We start from the raw sequence: 17971 nt of genomic DNA, 5'->3' as shown, positions 1-17971 counted from the left end.
GACCGGGACGGTCCGAGCGGCTCGGGGACGGCCGGGGCGCCTCGTCGACGTCAGAGCTCGGGGCCGTCCCCCGGTTCCTCCTGGTAGGAGTAGCGCTGCTCCTGCCAGGGGTCGCCGATGTTGTGGTAGCCGCGTTCCTCCCAGAAGCCGCGGCGGTCGGCGGTCATGTACTCGATGCCGCGGACCCACTTGGGGCCCTTCCAGGCGTACAGGTGGGGGACGACGAGGCGGAGGGGGAAGCCGTGCTCGGCGGTGAGGAGTTCGCCGTCCTTGTGGGTGGCGAAGATCGTGCGGTCGTCGGCGAAGTCGGCGAGGCGGAGGTTGGAGCTGAAGCCGTACTCCGCCCACACCATCACATGGGTGACCTCGGCGGCGGGCGGCGCGGTGTCCAGGATCGTCCGGGCCGGGATGCCGCCCCATTCGGCGCCGACCATGCTGAACTTCGTCACGCAGTGCAGATCGGCCACGACCGAGGCGTACGGCAGGGCGGTGAACTCGTCGTGGGTCCAGGAGTGCTTCTCGCCGTCGGCGGTGGCGCCGAAGACCCGGAAGTCCCAGCGCTCCGGACGGAACTTGGGGACGGGCCCGTAATGGGTGACCGGCCAGCCGCGTTGGAGCCGCTGTCCCGGCGGAAGCTGCGACGACGCGGCGTTCTCAGATGCGCGATCTCCTGATTCGCGTTCCACCGGCTGACCCATGACTCCATCCTGACAGACCCCGAGTGGTGCACATGACCAGGGCCCACCCGACCCGGACATTTAGAACTAAGGCTGCACTTACTTACTAAGCTTGCACTTACTGGACGATCTTCGACAGCGGTGCAATCATCGCGGCGCAACCTCCCAGTTCCCCGCTTGGAAGGAGCCTCTGCGATGCAGGGCGACCCCGAGGTCATCGAATTCCTCAACGAGCAGCTGACCGCGGAGCTCACCGCGATCAACCAGTACTTCCTGCACGCGAAGATGCAGGAGAACTTCGGCTGGACGAAGCTCGCGAAGTACACGCGTCACGAGTCGTTCGACGAGATGAAGCACGCGGAGGTGCTCACCGACCGGATCCTGTTCCTGGACGGGCTGCCGAACTACCAGCGGCTGTTCCACGTACGGGTGGGCCAGACGGTCAAGGAGATGTTCGAGGCCGACCGGCAGATCGAGGTCGAGGCCATCGACCGCCTCAAGCGCGGCATCGAGGTGATGCGCAACAAGGGCGACATCACCTCGGCGAACATCTTCGAGTCGATCCTCGAGGACGAGGAGCACCACATCGACTACCTGGACACCCAGCTGGAACTGCTGGAGAAGCTCGGCGAGGCGCTCTACATCGCGCAGCTGATCGAACAGCCCGAGAGCTGAGCCGGGCGGCAGCCCGGGAACCGGGTCAGGCCGCTTCCTCGAGCTCGGTGAAGACCGACTCGCCCTGGTCGACCGACTCACGGCGCGGGCACGCGCCCCGGCCGAGGATCGCCTGGATCCGCCGGACGCAGGAGCCGCAGTCCGTGCCCGCCTTGCAGGCGGACGCTATCTGGCGAGGGGTGCAGGCGCCGTCCGCCGCATGCTTCTTGACCTGCTGCTCGGTGACGCCGAAGCAACTGCAGACGAACACGCGGTTCACCTCCCGCCGGGATCGATAGAGGGCGCCGTCCCGATGATCGGTGAGGCTAACCTAACCTTACCCGGCGAGCCGGAAGCGCAACAGTGGAGTGGGGCGCGGATCGTATGTGATCCGCGCCCCACGTCATGCCCTGTCACGCACCCGTAACAGGCGCACCCACTGTTGATCTCCTACTAGTCCCGGTACAGCTCCGCGACCAGGAACGCCAGGTCCAGCGACTGGCTGCGGTTGAGCCGGGGGTCGCACGCGGTCTCGTAGCGCTGGTGCAGGTCGTCGACGAAGATCTCGTCGCCGCCGCCCACGCACTCGGTGACGTCGTCGCCGGTGAGCTCCACGTGGATGCCGCCCGGGTGGGTGCCCAGACCCTTGTGGACCTCGAAGAAGCCCTTGACCTCGTCGAGCACGTCGTCGAAGCGGCGGGTCTTGTGGCCGGAGGCGGCCTCGAAGGTGTTGCCGTGCATCGGGTCGGTCACCCAGGCCACGGTGGCGCCGGACGCGGTGACCTTCTCGACCAGCTCGGGCAGCTTGTCACGGACCTTGTCCGCGCCCATGCGCACGATGAAGGTGAGGCGGCCGGGCTCGCGGTCCGGGTCGAGGCGCTCGATGTACTGCAGCGCCTCCTCGGCCGTGGTCGTCGGGCCGAGCTTGATCCCGATCGGGTTGCGGATCTTCGAGGCGAACTCGATGTGCGCGTGGTCCAGCTGCCGGGTGCGCTCACCGATCCACACCATGTGCGCCGAGACGTCGTAGAGCCGGCCGGTGCGCGAGTCCACGCGGGTCAGCGCCGACTCGTAGTCGAGCAGCAGCGCCTCGTGCGAGGAGAAGAACTCGACGGTGCGGAACTCCTCCGGGTCGGCCCCGCAGGCGTGCATGAAGTTCAGCGCGTTGTCGATCTCCCGGGCGAGCTGCTCGTAGCGCTGGCCGGACGGGGACGACTTCACGAAGTCCTGGTTCCAGGCGTGCACCTGGCGCAGGTCGGCGTAACCGCCGGTGGTGAAGGCGCGCACCAGGTTGAGCGTGGAGGCGGAGGCGTTGTACATCCGCTTCAGGCGCTCGGGGTCCGGGATGCGGGCGGCCTCGTTGAAGTCGAAGCCGTTGACGGAGTCGCCGCGGTAGGTCGGCAGGGTCACGCCGTCGCGGGTCTCGGTGCCCTTGGAGCGGGGCTTGGAGTACTGCCCGGCGATCCGGCCGACCTTCACGACCGGCACGGAGGCCGCGTACGTGAGGACGGCGCCCATCTGGAGCAGCGTCTTCAGCTTGTTGCGGATGTGGTCGGCCGACACGGCGTCGAAGGCCTCGGCACAGTCGCCGCCCTGGAGGAGGAACGCCTCTCCCTTGGCGACGGACGCCATCCGGGCGCGCAGCTGGTCGCACTCGCCCGCGAAGACGAGCGGCGGATACGACTCGAGCTCCGCAACGACTGCGCGCAGAGCCTCGGTGTCGGGGTACTCGGGCTGCTGCGCCGCGGGCAGGTCTCGCCAGGTGTTGCCAGCGCTCGCGCTGGACTTAGCGTTCACGGTCACGACGTCCACATTACGGGGTCATGTCGGGCGTCCATCCCCTTGCTCATCAAGTGAGACGGACCCCGCTCGATCCGAGCGGGGTCCGCGGGCGCCTCAGTGGAGGTCCATGACCGCCGGGTCGTCGAAGCCGACGGCGAAGACCGTACGCAGGGAGAGGCTCGCCTCTCCCCGGTAGCCATCGCAGGCGTTGCGCCGCTCGTCGGCCTCCTCGACGGCCTCGAACTCGTGCGGGAAGCTCGCCCGCAGGGCGGTGCCGGCGCAGATGTGTTCGGTGAGTCCCCACAGCTCGTCCACGCGTGCCGTGCCGAGCCTCGGCCAGTGGCTCAGCGCCTGAGGCGTGCCGACCGCCCAGTTGCCGCTCGCGTGGGGCCGTCCGCCGACCGTGACGTTGCAGGCCGTCGGGGCGCGGGTGTCGCCGACCCAGGTGCGGGAGAACACGGCGGGCTGGAGGGCGCAGCCCTTGTGGAAGGCGAAGTTCAGCAGCCCGGTGTCGTCGGTCCAGGTCATGCCGCCCTGCAGGCCGACGTAGCGGGTCGCGGCGTACGCGTCGTGGATCACCGTTCTGCCGCCGGACATGTTCAGCAGCCCCCGATACGTGGAGGCGCTGGTCGGATTGAGCTGGTAGCGCACGATCCGGGCGCCCGCGACACCGCCGTACCACTCGCCGGCGACCAGCTTGTACGGGCCGCCGCCGGTCTTGTCGAGGGAGAGCCACGAGTAGCAGAGCGAGTCGGGGTCGGGGCCCCGTCGACGGCGTCGTTGTCGCAACCGCCGGAGGGCGGCGGGGAGGCCTGCTTGTAGTAGTGGGTCTGCGGCAGGACGTACGGAAGGCCGCAGGCGCTCGACCGGCCGGAGACGCCGTCGATGCCGTACGTGTTGAGACCGGAGCCGTAGGTGTCGACCTTGCTCAGCTTGTTGACGTCGAAGACGCGGATGCCGCCGGTGGTGTCGGTGACGTAGAGGTGGTTGGCGTACCAGACGATGCCGCCGCCGTGTCCGGTCAGCCCGGCGAGTAAGGCGGCCGTCGCCGTCACGAGGGCCAGGAGTCGCGTTCTCGGTATGTGGGGCACGCGTGATCCTAAGCCGACCACCAGGTGTCGATCGTGTGAGTTTCCGGGGTTTCTCCGGTAGGGTGCGGCGCATGTTCGCGCACTCGACCCAGAACTGGTGGTGGACCGCTCATCCGGCGGCCCACTGACTGCGCGTACGCAAGACTTCGCGAAGGCCGCCCGAGGGGCGGCCTTCGGTGTATCCCGGGCCCGGCCGCTCCTCCCTGATCACGATCACGATCACCGCGACGACGGTGATCCCCAGGGAAGAGGAACCCATGGACCTGACCCGGCTCCTGTCCGACGACCGCCCGTTCGCCCTGCTGCGACGCCGCACCCCCGGTCTGCACGACCGCGACACGGTGGAGCTGCTGATCGGCTCGGTGACGACGTACGAGCGTCTCGCCGACCTCCCCGACGAGGGGCTGGCCCTCGTCCCCTTCCGGCAGATCCGCGAGCGCGGTTTCGACGTCCGCGACGACGGGACGCCGCTGTCGGTGCTGGTGCCGCGGGAGTCGTACGAACTGCCGCTGGAGCAGGCCCTCGCGGAGCTGCCCGCGCATGACGTCCGGGTCGAGGGCGGTGGCTTCGACGTGGACGACGAGGAGTACGCCAAGATCGTCGGCCGGGTGCTGCGCGAGGAGATCGGACGCGGCGAGGGCGCCAACTTCGTGATCCGGCGGACCTACGAGGGCACGGTCCCCGGCTTCGGCCGCGCCGACGCGCTCGCGCTGTTCCGGCGGCTGCTGGAGGGCGAGCGGGGGGCGTACTGGACGTTCGTGGTGCACACCGGGGAGCGCACGCTCGTGGGTGCCAGCCCCGAGGTGCATGTGCGGATGTCCGGCGGGACGGTGGTGATGAACCCGATCAGCGGGACGTACCGCTATCCGGCCGCAGGCCCCACCCCGGAGGATCTGCTGGCCTTCCTCGGCGACGGCAAGGAGATCGAGGAGCTGTCGATGGTCGTCGACGAGGAGCTCAAGATGATGTGCACGGTCGGCGACATGGGCGGGGTCGTGATCGGACCCCGGCTGAAGGAGATGGCGCACCTGGCGCACACCGAGTACGAACTGCGCGGGCGGTCCTCGCTGGACGCGCGGGAGGTGCTGCGGGAGACGATGTTCGCCGCGACGGTCACCGGCTCGCCGGTGCAGAACGCCTGCCGGGTGATCGAGCGGTACGAGCCCCTCGGGCGGGACGGTGTCGGGCGCGGGTACTACGCCGGGGCGCTGGCGCTGCTGGGGCGTGACGCGGGCGGCGCGCAGACCCTGGACTCGCCGATCCTGATCCGTACGGCCGACATCGCGGCGGACGGGCGGCTGAAGGTGCCGGTCGGGGCCACGCTCGTCCGGGGGTCGGACCCCGCGGGCGAGGTCGCCGAGACCCATGCGAAGGCGGCGGGGGTGCTGGCGGCGCTGGGGGTGCGGCCCGGGCGGCCGGAGCGGGAGCGGGTGCTGCCGGGACTGGCCGAGGACCCCCGGGTGCGGGCCGCGCTGGACGGGCGGCGGGCCTCGCTGGCCCCGTTCTGGCTGCGGATGCGGGAGCGGACGGGTGAGCTGACCGGGCACGCTCTCGTCGTCGACGCCGAGGACACCTTCACGGCGATGCTCGCGCATCTGCTGCGGTCGTCGGGGCTGGAGGTGACGGTACGGCGCTACGACGAGCCGGGGCTGCGGGAGGGGGTGCTCGCGCACGAGGGCGTGGTGGTGCTGGGGCCCGGTCCCGGGGACCCGTCGGACGGGGACGACCCCAAGATGCGGTTCCTGCGGTCGCTGACCGCCGAAGTGTTGCGGGGGCACCGGTACGGGGTGCTCGGGGTGTGTCTCGGGCACGAGCTGATCGCGGCGGAGCTGGGCCTGGGGATCGTACGGAAGGAGGTGCCGTACCAGGGGGCCCAGACGGAGATCGATCTGTTCGGGCGGGCCGAGACCGTGGGGTTCTACAACAGCTTCGTGGCCCGGTGCGACGACGAGACCGCCGGGGAGCTGGCGGCGCGGGGGTCGAGGTCAGCCGTGGTGGAGGCGGGGAGGTGCACGCACTGCGGGGGCCGGGTTCGCGGGGGTGCAGTTCCATCCGGAGTCGGTGCTGACGCTGGACGGAGTGCGTGTGGTGCGGGAGCTGGTGGCGGGGGTTCAGTCGCTGCGGGCGGTTTAGGGCCGGGGTGGGTGGGTCTGGGGTGCGTTGTCGGGTGCGGTGGGTGGGGCTGGTCGCGCAGTTCCCCGCGCCCCTGAAAGCACCGGCCTGCGGGTCCGAAAGCACGGGGCGCAGCCCTGCTTTCAGGGGCGCGGGGAACTGCGCGAGAAGCCCACCCACCCGCACCCGCCGACGACACACGCACCCCGACCCATTAGGCGCCCTCCGCCGCCTTCAGCCGAAGAAGACGCCGACCTCCTCGTACAGCTTCGGGTCGACCGTCTTCAGGCGGGCCGTCGCGTCGGCGATCGGGACGCGGACGATGTCGGTGCCACGGAGGGCGACCATCTTGCCGAAGTCACGGTCGCGCACGGCGTCGATCGCGTGGAGGCCGAAGCGCGTGGCGAGCCAGCGGTCGAACGCCGAGGGCGTCCCGCCGCGCTGGACGTGGCCGAGGACGGTCGTGCGGGCCTCCTTGCCCGTCCGCCTCTCGATCTCCTTGGCCAGCCACTCGCCCACACCCGAGAGACGGACGTGGCCGAAGGAGTCGAGCGAGCCGTCCTTGAGGACCATCTCGCCGTCCTTCGGCATGGCCCCCTCCGCGACGACCACGATGGGCGCGTACGAGGCCTTGAAGCGGGACGTCACCCAGGCGCACACCTTGTCGACGTCGAAGCGCTGTTCGGGGATGAGAATGACGTTGGCGCCGCCCGCGAGACCGGAGTGGATGGCGATCCAGCCGGCGTGACGGCCCATCACCTCCACGACCAGGACGCGCATGTGCGACTCGGCGGTGGTGTGGAGGCGGTCGATCGCCTCCGTGGCGATGCCGACCGCCGTGTCGAAGCCGAAGGTGTAGTCCGTGGCGGAGAGGTCGTTGTCGATCGTCTTGGGGACGCCCACGCACGGCACGCCGTACTCGTCCGACAGCCGCGCGGCCACCCCGAGCGTGTCCTCGCCGCCGATCGCGATGAGCGCCTCGACCTCCTGCTTGACGAGGTTCTCCTTGATCCGGCGGATGCCGTTCTCCTCCTTGAGCGGGTTGGTGCGCGAGGAGCCGAGGATCGTGCCGCCGCGGGGCAGGATGCCGCGCACGGCGGGGATGTCGAGGCGGACGGTGTCGTTCTCCAGTGGTCCCCGCCAGCCGTCCCGGAAGCCGACGAAGTCGTAGCCGTACTCCTGCACGCCCTTGCGGACGACGCCCCGGATGACGGCGTTGAGCCCGGGGCAGTCGCCGCCTCCGGTCAGTACTCCGACGCGCATGGAAATGTCCCTTCGCCGCGGTTGCCTGGTGAGGGTCACGCTAATAGTGATCCAGGTCACTTCGACATGTACGGGAAGGCGATTCCGACGAATTACGGCCGATTGAGGGGGAGTTGATCGCAGTTGATCAAATTGCCATCACTCTATGGGGTGATTCGAGGCGTTTACTCGTCGTCGAGACCACGCTCTATGGCATACCGGACCAGCTCCACCCGGTTGTGGAGTTGGAGCTTGCCGAGGGTGTTCTGGACGTGGTTCTGGACCGTGCGGTGCGAGATGACGAGGCGCTCGGCGATCTGCTTGTAGCTCAGCCCCTTGGCGACGAGCCGCAGCACCTCCGTCTCACGGTCGGTGAGTTGCGGGGCCTTCGGCTCGTCGGCGCCCGGCGCAGGAGCGGGTTCGGAGGCGAGGCGGCGGTACTCGCCGAGCACCAGGCCCGCCAGGCCGGGGGTGAAGACGGGGTCGCCGACGGCGGTGCGGCGTACGGCGTCGATCAGCTCCTCCGTGGACGCCGACTTCAGCAGATAGCCGGTCGCGCCGGACTTCACCGCCTCCAGGACGTCCGCGTGCTCCCCGCTCGCGGACAGCACGAGGACACGCAGAGCGGGGTCGGCCCCCACGAGTTCCTTGCAGACCTGCACACCCGGCTTCGCGGGCAGGTTCAGGTCCAGGACGAGGACGTCCGGTGCGGCGGCGTGGGCGCGCCGGACCGCCTGCTCGCCGTCGCCCGCCGTCGCCACCACGTCGAAGCCCGACTCGGACAGGTCACGGGCGACGGCGTCGCGCCACATGGGGTGGTCGTCGACCACCATGACCCTGATCGGGCCACCGCCACCGCCATCGCCTCCGCCGGGTCGCGCCGTTCCGTCGGCCGCCCTGCCGCCGCCCAGGCTCGCCGGGCTCTCCACGCCCGCCGCGCTTTCGAGGTTCTCCGTCACCGCTTCTCCGCCTTCCCCCGCACGCCCTTCGGCCCCTCTGCGGCCTTGGGTACCTTCAGTTCGACTTCCGTGCCCTGGCCCGGGACCGAGATCAGCTCGGCCGTGCCGCCGATGTCGCGCAGCCGCCCCCGGATGGAGAGGGCCACCCCGAGCCGCCCCTCACCCTCGGCCTGGGCGAGCCGCCCCTCGGGGATGCCGGGGCCGTCGTCCCGTACCGTCACGATGATCTCGTCCGGCCAGTCCTCGACCAGGATCCACGCCCGGGCCCCGTCGCCCGCGTGCGCGCGTACATTGTCCAGGGCGGCGCCGACCGCCGCCGCCAGCTCCCGCGCCGCCGCCGGAGCGAGCGGCACCGGGCCGCCGGGCTCGGAGAAGGTGACCTTCGCGCCGGCGTAGGGGGCGAGCAGGGCCCGTAGGTCCACGGGATCCCCGGCGCCGTCGGACGGCTCCGGTGCGTCCAACGCGCGTACGAGGGCTCCCTGGGCCGCGTCCTCCGAGACCCGGGAGACAGGGACCAGACCGCCGGAGACGAGAGTGCGCAGCGCGACCTCCTGCTCGCCCGCCATCCGGCCCAGTTCGGCCGCCCCGCCGCCGAGGGCGGTGCCGCGCCGCTGGACCATGGCGAGCACCTGGAGCACGCTGTCGTGGATGTCCCGGGCCAGACGCTCCCGTTCGCGGGTGGCTGCCTCGATCTCCAGGGCTCGGGCGAGGGTGCGCTCGGAGGCGCGGGCGACCTCGACGACATAGCCGATGGCGATGGAGGCGACCCAGACCAGCAGGACGTTGTGGATGGTGTCGCGGGTGGGGGCGCCCCGGTGGATCAGATTGGCGACGGCGACGAGCGTGGAGGCGAAGGCCGCCCAGCGCCAGCCGCCCTTGATGGCGAAGGCCAGTACGGCGCCGGCGGTCCATATCGACGGCAGCGTGGGGCCGCCGGCCTCGATCCGCGCGGTGGAGTCGGCGAGCCGGGTGAGCAGGATGCCGGTGATCGCGATGGTGAGGTCGGCCGCGAGGAACCGCTTGGTGCAGCTGGCGGCGCCCGCGACCTTGGGCAGGGTCACCAGCGTCCAGCCGGCCAGCACCGCGAAGTAGGCGACGGCCAGCCAGGGGCGCTCGAACCTGTCGTACGCACTGATGAACAGCCCGACGGCATAGATCATCGTCAGGACCCGGTAGCCGGTCAGGGCACGCCACAGCGGCTGCTCCACCGACATCGCCATGACCCGCTCGAGCTTCGGCACGTCCCCACCCCTGCTGACTCGCCCCGGGCGCCCCGATACGCGTCCGGAACGCGACCGTACCCGGGAACCCGGCGGTCACGAAGCCGGGCGGTCCTCTCCCGCGCCGTCCTTGTCCGCGCGGGCCTTCTCGGCCTGTTCCCTCAGCTCCTTGGCGGCCTGTTCCTTCTCGGCCTTGGCGAGGGCGGCCCGGGCGGCCTTGTCGGCCTCCTTCTCGGCCTTGGCCGCGTCCGCGATCTGCCGTTTGGCTGCGGTCGCGTACATGTCGACGTACTCCTGGCCGGAGAGCTTCATGATCTCGTACATGACCTCGTCGGTCAGCGCCCGCAGGACGAAGCGGTCGTGCTCCATGCCCTGGTAGCGGCTGAAGTCGAGGGGCTTGCCGATGCGGATGCCGGGGCGCATGACCTTGGGCAGGACCTTGCCCGGGGGCTGGATCTTCTCCGTGTCGATCATGGCTACGGGGATGACCGGCGCGCCGGTGGCGAGGGCCACGCGGGCCAGTCCGCCGGGCTTGCCCCGGTAGAGCCGGCCGTCGGGCGAGCGGGTGCCCTCGGGGTAGATGCCGAACAGTTCGCCGCTCTCGATGACCTGTATGCCGCTCCTGATCGCGGCCTCACCCGCGCCGCGCGCGCCCGAGCGGTCCACCGGGAGCTGGCCGACGCCCTTGAAGAAGGCGGCCGTCAGCTTGCCCTTGACGCCGGGGGTGGTGAAGTACTCGGCCTTCGCGATGAACGTGACCTTGCGGTCCAGGACAGCGGGGAGGAAGAACGAGTCCGAGAAGGAGAGGTGATTGCTCGCGAGGATCGCGGCGCCCTCGGCCGGAATGTTCTCCAGGCCCTCCACCCAGGGCCTGAAGGTGACCTTGAGCGGTCCCCCGATAGCGACCTTCATCGCGCCGTACAACAACCGAGTGCCTCTCTGTGATCCGTGGATGAGACCTTAACCCGGACGCCCGGGCAGGAGTCCGACAGGTCCGCCCGGTGTCGAGCGAAGCCCCTGGTCGGTGTCAGTGCGGTCGCGTACGGTGAACCACATCCGGACTTTCACACCCTTCTCATGAACAGGAGACCGAACCGTGCCGGTCCTTCCTGGAGCCGAGCCGTACCACCACGAGGGCGGGGAGATCGGAGTCCTCCTCTGCCACGGATTCACCGGGTCACCGCAGTCCATGCGTCCCTGGGCGGAGTATCTCGCCGAGCGGGGGCTGACCGTCGCGCTGCCCCTGCTGCCGGGCCACGGCACTCGCTGGGAGGACCTGCGCCCGACGGGCTGGCAGGACTGGTACGCGGAGGTGGACCGTGAGCTGCGGACCCTGCGTGAGCGCTGTACCCGGGTCTTCGTGGCGGGGCTGTCCATGGGCGGCGCCCTGGCGCTGCGGCTGGCCGCGAAGCACGGGGACGCGGTCGCCGGCGTGATGGTCGTCAACCCGGCGAACAAGGTGCACGGCCCGGCCGCGCACGCCCTCCCCCTGCTCCGGCACTTCGTCCCCACCACGAAGGGGATCACCAGCGACATCGCCAAGGAGGGCGTCGAGGAGCTGGGGTACAGCCATGTGCCGCTGCACGCGGCCCACTCCCTGCGCAATTTCCTGCGCCTCGTCGACGGGGAACTGCCCCAGGTCACCCAGCCGTTGCTGCTGCTGCACAGCCCACGGGACCATGTGGTGCCGCCCGTCGACTCCGAGCGCGTCCTCGGCCGGGTGTCGTCGACGGACGTCACGGAGATCCTGCTGGAACAGAGCCACCACGTCGCGACGTTGGACCACGACGCGGACCGGATCTTCGAGGAGAGCCACGCGTTCGTCACCCGGCTGGTGAAGGGCCCCGACGGACCGGGCGCGACGGAGTCCGAGGCGGCGGACGTGAAGAAGTCCGACGCGGAATCCGTACAGCAGTCTGATTCGGGGTCCGTGGAGCAGATCGGTCCGGGATCCTTGGAGCAGAGGGAAGGGACGGCCACTGGTGGCTGAGCACGACTCCGAGCGTGAGCCGGAGGAGCAGGGAGCGCCCCTGGGCGCCTCCCCCGGTGACTCCCGGGGGGACTCCTCGGGCGGTTCCGCGGGCGGCACGGCCGGAGGCGCCGGGGGCGCCCCGTCCGGCGATGCGCCGAGCGAGGAGCAGCACGCCGGCGAGGAGCAGCACGTGCCGTTCGACGAGGACGCCGCCTGGCGGGCCATCGTCGCCGGGTTCGGCGAGGAGCCGCCGGACCCGCCGGGTGCCAAGCCGTTCCGGTCCGTGGAGGACCTGGCCCTGCTGGAGGCCGAGCCGGAGGACTCCGCGGACAAGGCTCCCGACGGCGCCGCGGGCCCCTCGGCCCCCAGGCCGCTCGGCAGCTCGGTCGCGTTCGCCCCCGGTGTCGGGGCGGGCCCGCGCGACTACAGCGTGCCCGACCCGGTCGGCGAGGACACGGGCGAGGAGGACTCCGAGGACGGCGAGGACGGCGAGGGCCACTTCGTGCCGCCCGAGCCGCCCCCACTGCCGGAGGCCGACGCGACCGCCAAGTTCGCCTGGCTGGGCGTGATCGGCGGTCCGGTCCTGCTGCTGCTCGCGGTGCTGCTCGGCTGGGACATGACCTGGTGGCTCACCACCCTGGGCATCGGCGGCTTCCTCGGCGGCTTCGCCACGCTGGTGATGCGGATGAAGAGCGACGACGAGGACGACGACGATCCGGGCCGGGGCGCGGTCGTCTGACCCCACCATCGCCGACGTCACGTCGCACACGAGGGCCCGCCCGGGAACGTTCCGGGCGGGCCCTCGCCGTCGCCGCGGCGTCGCGGGGCAGGCGGGAATTCGACGACAGGGCCTAGGCCTCGGCGGGGACCCTGAGGGCGGCCAGGACCGGCAGGTGGTCCGTGGCCGCCCTCAGGTCGTCGTCGGTGACGCCGGGGAGGTCGACGGGGACGCCGCAGCCGAGGACCTCGATGCCGGACGTGGCCAGGATCGCGTCGATGCGCTGGTGGGGGTCGGTGGGGGTGGAGGTGTACTCGCCGCCCCACGGGGTGGTGGTCCAGCAGTCCTGGAGTTCGCCGGCGAGGCGGCGGAAGGTGCGGCCGTCCGGGCGTTCGTTGAGGTCGCCACCCGCGACCGCGTGGGTCACGCCCAGACCGGCCAGCCGGTCCAGCAGCATGCCGCCCTGCTCGTACCGCTCGTCCTTGTGCAGGGAGAGGTGGCAGGACAGGACGCCGAGGCGGGCGCGGCCGAAGCGGACCACCGCCGTGGCGAAGCCGCGCCGGTGCAGGCCGGGGGTGAGGGGCAGGAGGACGTCCTCGGTGTGTTCGACCGTGGCGCGCAGGCCGCACAGCAGCGCGGGGCCGGAGGCGGTGGCCCCACCGGAGAGGGTGACCAGGCCGGAGGCGGCGGCGAGCCTGGCGAGCTTCTTGCGCCAGCGGAAGAAGCGGGGGGCTTCCTGGATCAGGACCAGGTCGGGGGCGCAGGCGGTGATCACTCGGGCGAGGGCGTCCGTGTCGTCACGCAGGGAGCGGATGTTGTAGCTGAGGACCCGGATGATTGCCGAACCGTCGGAGTCGGTGCGGGAGTTGGGCAGCGGGGTGGTCGCCATATGGATCAAGATACGCCCAGGAGCTCGGGGCATTTGTCCGTTTGCGACTACAGGTGGGGCGTGGATTTTCGCGCGGTGCCCCGCGCCCCTGAAGGGCGCGGGGTCCGCTGACCGGCGTCTACATGATCGGGTCGGGTTCTCTCGCCAGGTCCGCCGCGCCCACCAGGCCCGCCTCGTTGCCCAGTTGGGCGGCGATGACGTCGGCGACCGGGCGCCAGTTGCCGCCCACGAGCCAGCGCTTGTAGGACTTGCGGATGGGGTCGAGGACCAGTTCGCCCTCGTCCGACAGGCCGCCGCCGACGATGAAGGCGGAGGGGTCGAAGAGGGAGGCGAGGTCGGCGAGGCCGGCGCCGGCCCAGCGGGCGAGTTCGCGGTAGGAGTCGACCGCGACGGGGTCGCCCTGGCGGGCGGCCATGGAGATGTGCTTGCCCTCGATGCCGTCGGGGGTGCCGTCACCGAGGCCGAGGAGGAGCTCCGCGTTCTCCGGGGTGGCGTTGGCGCGCTGCTTGGCGTACCGGACGAGGGCGCGGCCGGAGGCGTACTGCTCCCAGCAGCCCTGGCTGCCGCAGCCGCAGAGCAGACCGTCGGGGACCATCCGGATGTGACCGAACTCGGCGGCCACGCCGTAGTGCCCGCGGCGCAGCTTGTTGCCGATGATGATGCCGCCGCCGAGACCGGTGCCGAGGGTGATGCAGATGACGTTGCGGTGGCCCTTGCCCGCGCCGAACTTGTACTCGCCCCAGGCCGCGGCGTTGGCGTCGTTCTCCACGACGACCGGCAGGCCCACGCGGGCCTCGACCTTCTCCTTGAGCGGCTCGTTGCGCCAGTCGATGTTGGGGGCGAAGTAGACCTGCGACCGCTGCCGGTTGACGTAACCGGCCGCGCCGATGCCGACACCGACGATCTCGTGTCCGGCTCGCGCGCCCTCGACGGCGGCGGCGATGGCGTCCACGATCCCCTCGGGCGTGCCCGGGGTCGGCACCTTGTGGGTCGAGAGGATGTTGCCTTCCTCGTCGACCACACCGGCCGCGATCTTGGTACCGCCGATGTCGACGCCGATGGTGAGTCCCATGAATCCCTCAGTTTCGGTCGAGCCCCGCTACGGCCAACCGTACCCGAGGCCCTGCCCCGGGACTCCTGGCGTCCGCCCGGCGGACGGCCCGCCGTCAGTCCAGGTCGATGCGCTCCCCGGGCCCCGGATCGTCCCCCTGGTCGCGGCCTCCCTGGTGGCCGGTGTCCCGGTTGGTCCAGCGGCGTTCCTGGGCCTCGACGGCGGAGCGGTACGCGGCGAGGAGTTCACCGCCCGCGGCGGCGAGATGGTCGAAGACGTCCGGGTTGCGTTCGATGACGGGTTCGACGGCGGCCTTGGCCTGACGGACGACCTGGTTGACCATCTGCTGCGCCGCGCCGCCGGCGACGGCGCCGAGCAACGGCGACTGCAGTCCGGACAGCTTGTCCGCGACGGTGTCGACCAGCTTGCGCAGTTCCTCGGCGGCCGAGCCCGGGGGCGGCCCGTACTGAGCGCGGCGGCGGGCCTTCTCCGCGTTCAGGTCCTCCTCGCACGCCGTCGCCCAGGCGTCGGCGTCGGTGGCGCGGGCACGGTCGCTCTCGCGCGCCTGCTCGGCCGTCCGCGCCTCGTCGGCCGCGTCCCTGCGTGCGGCCGCGTCCTCGCCGGCGGCGTCGGACGTGGGGCGCTCTTCGCTCATGGCGGGCTCCTGCCTACGGTTCGTACCTTCGACGTTACCCGAACGGGCGTATACGGTTCACCGGGTCCGGGGCCACAACCGCGGGTCCGGCGCGAACCGGATGCTCAGCCGGCCGTCGCGCAGGGCCGCGCCGCCGACCGTGCAGCGACGCAGTGCCGACGGCAGCGGAACGATACGGCGGAACTGGCCCGCCGTGACGACCAGCTCGTCGCCGCGCCGGATGAGATCCAGCTCGTCCCGTATCGCGCCGGGCAGCGGGATGTGCCACACCAGCACGCCCTCGGCCCCCAGGTTGTCGGTGACGGGCCAGGTGACCCGGGCGGGAGCGTCACCCGTACCGGGGACGCCCAGAGCGGCGAGGTCGTCGAGGCCGCGGGGGTCGCGTCCGAGGTGGGCCACTCCCCGTACGGGGCGGGCCCCGCCCTGCTCCTCCCACTCCTCCAACGCCTTGCGCTGCTGCGCGACGAGGCCGGCGAGCCAGGTGTCGTGGGTGCCCTGGGGAAGGACCCGGTTGGCGATCAGCAGGTCGACGGGGAGGGCCCGCAGGGCGAATCCGACGCCCGCGAGGCGCGTGTGGTCGGCGCCCGCCGGACCGGGCTCCGCGACCAGACGCACGCTGGTGCCCGGGTCCTCGACGATCGCGGCGACGGCGGCCAGTTCGACGTCCCAACGGGCGGCCGTCTCGTACAGCCACTCGGCGGGCATCGGCACCCCGGCGAGACGGCCGAGGACCGGCCGCAGCGCCCGGGCCGCCTGCCGTTCCGGCGGGAGCAGCCGGCGCAGATACCGCCGCAGTTCCTCCGGGAGGCCGAGCAGGGCGAGGGCCTGTGGGGCGGGGGGCAGGTCGACGACGAGCAGGTCGTACGCCTCCGACAGCGCGGCGTCGCGCAGCGCCCGGAGCAGGGCGAGCTCCTCGGCGCCGGGCAGGGGCGTGAGTTCCTCGGCGTCCAGGCGTCCCGCGCCCAGCAGGTCGAGGACGGACGCGGCGCGCTCCTGGAACGCGACGAGGTCCTCCCGGAAGCCGGCCGCGGCGTCGGGGCGCCAGGCGGTGAGGTGCGGCGCGACGCGCACGGGCTCCGGGCCCGTGGCCGTGCCGAGGGCCGCGCCCAGCCCGTCCGTGCGGTCGGCGCTCAGGACCAGCGTGCGGGTGCCCGTGCGGGCCGCGTCCAGCGCCGTGGCCGCGGCGACCGTCGTACGGCCGCTGCCGCCTTGCCCGGTGATCAGGATGGTGCGCATGGGGGTGAACGGTAGCCCAGCGGCGGGCTGCCCCTCGCCGCGTCGGCACCCGGCACCCGGGCTGAGCGAGGGCGGGAGGCGCTCACCGGCGCTGACAGGGTGCCGATTGCGCCCGCCCTCCCCCACCTCGGCTTCGCTCGAGCGGGAGGTGCCCCATCGCCCCAGCGGCACGACTGCCCGCAGGTGGGCGGGGGACGGAGCGAGGGGAAGAGGGCGAAGCCCGATTCCCCAGGGCGCGGGAACTGCGCGACCAGCCACGAACGACGCGCGGTCGCGCCCCCAGCCCAGCCCACCGACCCCGTGGGCGCACGACGGCGCCCTCCACCACCAAGGCGGGTCGGGTGGGCGGGTGGGCGAAAAACCTACGCCCCCGACTCCACCCGCTTCTTCAGGCCCGCCAGCGCCCGGTCGATGATGACCTTCTCCGCCTTGCGCTTGATCATCCCGAGCATGGGGATCTTGACGTCCACGGTGAGCTGGTAGGTCACCTCGGTCACCGAGTCGCTCACCGGCTTGAGGATGTAGGACCCGTCGAGGGAGCGGAGCATCTGGGACTTGACCAGCGTCCAGGACACCTCGTTCGCCCCGGTCCAGGTGTACCCCAGCGTCTGGTCGTCCTTGATCGCGCCCGCGTCCATGACCAGCCGGACCTGCTCGGCGCGGCCCTGGTCGTCGGTCTTGAGCACCTCCGCCTCCTTCACCTCACCCGTCCAGTCCGGGTAGCGGGCGAAGTCGGCGATCACTGCCATGACGTCGGCGGCCGAGGCCTCGATCGTGATGCTCGAACTGGTGAATTCCGCCATCGCCGTGGCTCCTCCAGAGACGGTCCGGTGAGGGAGGTGGGTGCGCACGTATGTGCAGCGTGAAGGCTACCGCGCGCCCGCCGAACCCTCGCCACCCCACCCGGCGTTCACCACTCCAGCGCCCACGGCTTCCCGCTGCTCGCGAAATGCCCCACGTTGACGCACTCCGTCGCCCCGATCCGCATCCGCCGGGCCAGCGGCTGGTGGACGTGCCCGAACAGCGCGTACCGGGGGCGGGTCCTGCGGATCGCCTCCAGCAGTGCCCGGCTCCCCCGCTCGAAGCGGCGCGCCACCGTGTCGTAGACCAGTTCGGGCACCTCCGGCGGGATGTGGGTGCAGAGCACGTCCACCTCGCCCACCGCCTCGATCTTGGCCGCGTACTCCTCGTCGCTGATCTCGTACGGCGTCCGCATGGGCGTGCGCAGGCCGCCGCCCACGAAGCCGAAGACCCGGCCGCCGATCTCCACCCGTTCGCCGTCGAGCACGGTCGTCCCCGGTCCCGCGTACTCCGGCCACAGTCGCGGCATGTCGACATTGCCGTAGGTCGCGTACGTCGGGGTGGGGAAGGCCGCGAACAGTTCGGCGTACTGCTTGCGTACGGCCTTCTCGATCACGGCGGAGCGGTCCTCGCCCACGCCCGCCCAGAGCCGGGCCCCCAGTTCGCGCGCCTCCTCGAACCGCCGGGCGGTGCGCAGTTCGACGAGCCGGGACGCGTTCTCGGCGCCGAAGAGGTCGGGGAAGATGCCGCGGGAGTGGTTGGCGTAGTCGAGGAAGAGGACCAGGTCACCCAGGCACACCAAGGCGTCGGCGCCCTCACCCGCTGCGGCCAGGTCGTGCGCGTTGCCGTGCACGTCGCTGACCACGTGAATGCGCGTTCTGCCGTTACCGTCCGGTGTGCGTGCCATGACGA

At 71.5% G+C, this 17971-nt stretch carries 19 protein-coding genes and 1 pseudogene; 5 read left to right on the top strand and 15 right to left on the bottom strand.

All coding sequences use genetic code 11. From position 1 onward, the window contains the following. Positions 1–50: 50 nt before the first annotated feature. Positions 51–698, bottom strand: a complete 648-nt coding sequence (locus E4N62_RS05590; RefSeq protein WP_184895153.1) for a sulfite oxidase-like oxidoreductase — start codon at positions 696–698, stop codon at positions 51–53. A 174-nt stretch (positions 699–872) separates the two neighbouring features. Here E4N62_RS05590 and bfr point away from each other — a divergent pair, with 174 nt between their 5' ends. Next, positions 873–1352, top strand: a complete 480-nt coding sequence (gene bfr, locus E4N62_RS05585; protein WP_220649409.1) for a bacterioferritin — start codon at positions 873–875, stop codon at positions 1350–1352. 25 nt (positions 1353–1377) lie between these two features. On the opposite strand, the gene E4N62_RS05580 is transcribed toward bfr, so the two are convergent. The 4 genes from E4N62_RS05580 to E4N62_RS05565 all read right to left on the bottom strand — a co-directional run bounded on the left by E4N62_RS05580 (position 1378) and on the right by E4N62_RS05565 (position 4204). Beyond that, positions 1378–1611 carry a bacterioferritin-associated ferredoxin gene (locus E4N62_RS05580; protein WP_230212200.1) on the bottom strand — a complete coding sequence of 78 codons (234 nt, stop codon included), beginning with the start codon at positions 1609–1611 and terminating at the stop codon, positions 1378–1380. 173 nt (positions 1612–1784) lie between these two features. Continuing rightward, the gene (locus E4N62_RS05575; protein WP_060885008.1) at positions 1785–3134 is read right to left on the bottom strand and encodes a class II 3-deoxy-7-phosphoheptulonate synthase; all 1350 of its coding nucleotides are present in this window, start codon (positions 3132–3134) and stop codon (positions 1785–1787) included. 93 nt (positions 3135–3227) lie between these two features. After that, positions 3228–3764 (bottom strand): hypothetical protein, encoded by a 537-nt coding sequence (locus E4N62_RS05570; protein ID WP_230212198.1) that lies wholly within the window; start codon positions 3762–3764, stop codon positions 3228–3230. Further along, entirely contained in the window at positions 3713–4204 is a 492-nt protein-coding gene (locus E4N62_RS05565; RefSeq protein WP_230212196.1) for a hypothetical protein, read from the bottom strand. The genes E4N62_RS05570 and E4N62_RS05565 overlap by 52 nt, the downstream gene beginning before the upstream one ends. A 71-nt stretch (positions 4205–4275) precedes the next feature. Here E4N62_RS05565 and E4N62_RS49270 point away from each other — a divergent pair, with 71 nt between their 5' ends. Next, complete coding sequence (locus E4N62_RS49270) at positions 4276–4332, top strand: trp operon leader peptide (RefSeq protein WP_071528813.1); 57 nt, start codon at positions 4276–4278, stop codon at positions 4330–4332. A 129-nt stretch (positions 4333–4461) separates the two neighbouring features. After that, a pseudogene (locus tag E4N62_RS05560) lies at positions 4462–6337 on the top strand (anthranilate synthase family protein). A gap of 213 nt (positions 6338–6550) precedes the next feature. Here the strand turns inward: E4N62_RS05560 and E4N62_RS05555 are convergent. The 4 genes from E4N62_RS05555 to E4N62_RS05540 form a co-directional block, all read right to left on the bottom strand. Further along, on the bottom strand, positions 6551–7579 hold the full coding sequence (locus tag E4N62_RS05555) for a 6-phosphofructokinase (protein ID WP_184895143.1): 1029 nt from the start codon (positions 7577–7579) through the stop codon (positions 6551–6553). Between the two features lie 164 nt (positions 7580–7743). Then, entirely contained in the window at positions 7744–8391 is a 648-nt protein-coding gene (locus E4N62_RS05550) for a response regulator transcription factor (protein WP_230212477.1), read from the bottom strand. 122 nt (positions 8392–8513) lie between these two features. Continuing rightward, the gene (gene macS / locus E4N62_RS05545) at positions 8514–9758 is read right to left on the bottom strand and encodes a MacS family sensor histidine kinase (RefSeq protein ID WP_230212194.1); all 1245 of its coding nucleotides are present in this window, start codon (positions 9756–9758) and stop codon (positions 8514–8516) included. Positions 9759–9833: 75 nt separating this feature from the next. Continuing rightward, on the bottom strand, positions 9834–10649 hold the full coding sequence (locus E4N62_RS05540) for a 1-acyl-sn-glycerol-3-phosphate acyltransferase (protein WP_230212192.1): 816 nt from the start codon (positions 10647–10649) through the stop codon (positions 9834–9836). Positions 10650–10833: 184 nt separating this feature from the next. On the opposite strand from E4N62_RS05540, the gene E4N62_RS05535 reads away from it, so the two are divergent. Beyond that, positions 10834–11727, top strand: a complete 894-nt coding sequence (locus tag E4N62_RS05535) for a carboxylesterase (protein ID WP_230212189.1) — start codon at positions 10834–10836, stop codon at positions 11725–11727. Next, the gene (locus E4N62_RS05530) at positions 11720–12448 is read left to right on the top strand and encodes a hypothetical protein (protein ID WP_230212186.1); all 729 of its coding nucleotides are present in this window, start codon (positions 11720–11722) and stop codon (positions 12446–12448) included. The genes E4N62_RS05535 and E4N62_RS05530 overlap by 8 nt, the downstream gene beginning before the upstream one ends. Positions 12449–12560: 112 nt before the next feature. Here E4N62_RS05530 and E4N62_RS05525 read toward each other — a convergent pair whose 3' ends face one another. From E4N62_RS05525 to E4N62_RS05500, 6 genes are all read right to left on the bottom strand, one after another. Next, positions 12561–13316, bottom strand: a complete 756-nt coding sequence (locus tag E4N62_RS05525) for an endonuclease/exonuclease/phosphatase family protein (protein ID WP_230212184.1) — start codon at positions 13314–13316, stop codon at positions 12561–12563. 118 nt (positions 13317–13434) lie between these two features. Beyond that, positions 13435–14388 (bottom strand): ROK family glucokinase, encoded by a 954-nt coding sequence (locus tag E4N62_RS05520; RefSeq protein WP_215454713.1) that lies wholly within the window; start codon positions 14386–14388, stop codon positions 13435–13437. A 94-nt stretch (positions 14389–14482) separates the two neighbouring features. Then, a complete protein-coding gene (locus tag E4N62_RS05515) occupies positions 14483–15022 on the bottom strand; it encodes a DUF5304 domain-containing protein (protein ID WP_230212181.1) in 540 nt (179 codons plus the stop codon). Between the two features lie 57 nt (positions 15023–15079). Continuing rightward, positions 15080–16258 (bottom strand): ArsA family ATPase, encoded by a 1179-nt coding sequence (locus E4N62_RS05510; RefSeq protein ID WP_230212179.1) that lies wholly within the window; start codon positions 16256–16258, stop codon positions 15080–15082. A 362-nt stretch (positions 16259–16620) separates the two neighbouring features. Beyond that, the gene (locus E4N62_RS05505) at positions 16621–17061 is read right to left on the bottom strand and encodes an SRPBCC family protein (RefSeq protein WP_184895122.1); all 441 of its coding nucleotides are present in this window, start codon (positions 17059–17061) and stop codon (positions 16621–16623) included. A gap of 107 nt (positions 17062–17168) precedes the next feature. Continuing rightward, a complete protein-coding gene (locus E4N62_RS05500) occupies positions 17169–17924 on the bottom strand; it encodes a metallophosphoesterase (RefSeq protein ID WP_230212475.1) in 756 nt (251 codons plus the stop codon). Positions 17925–17971 lie beyond the last annotated feature (47 nt).

This window comes from Streptomyces sp. MNU76, assembly GCF_020982545.1.
Classification (GTDB): domain Bacteria; phylum Actinomycetota; class Actinomycetes; order Streptomycetales; family Streptomycetaceae; genus Streptomyces.
This window is presented reverse-complemented; position numbering and strand designations above follow the sequence as displayed.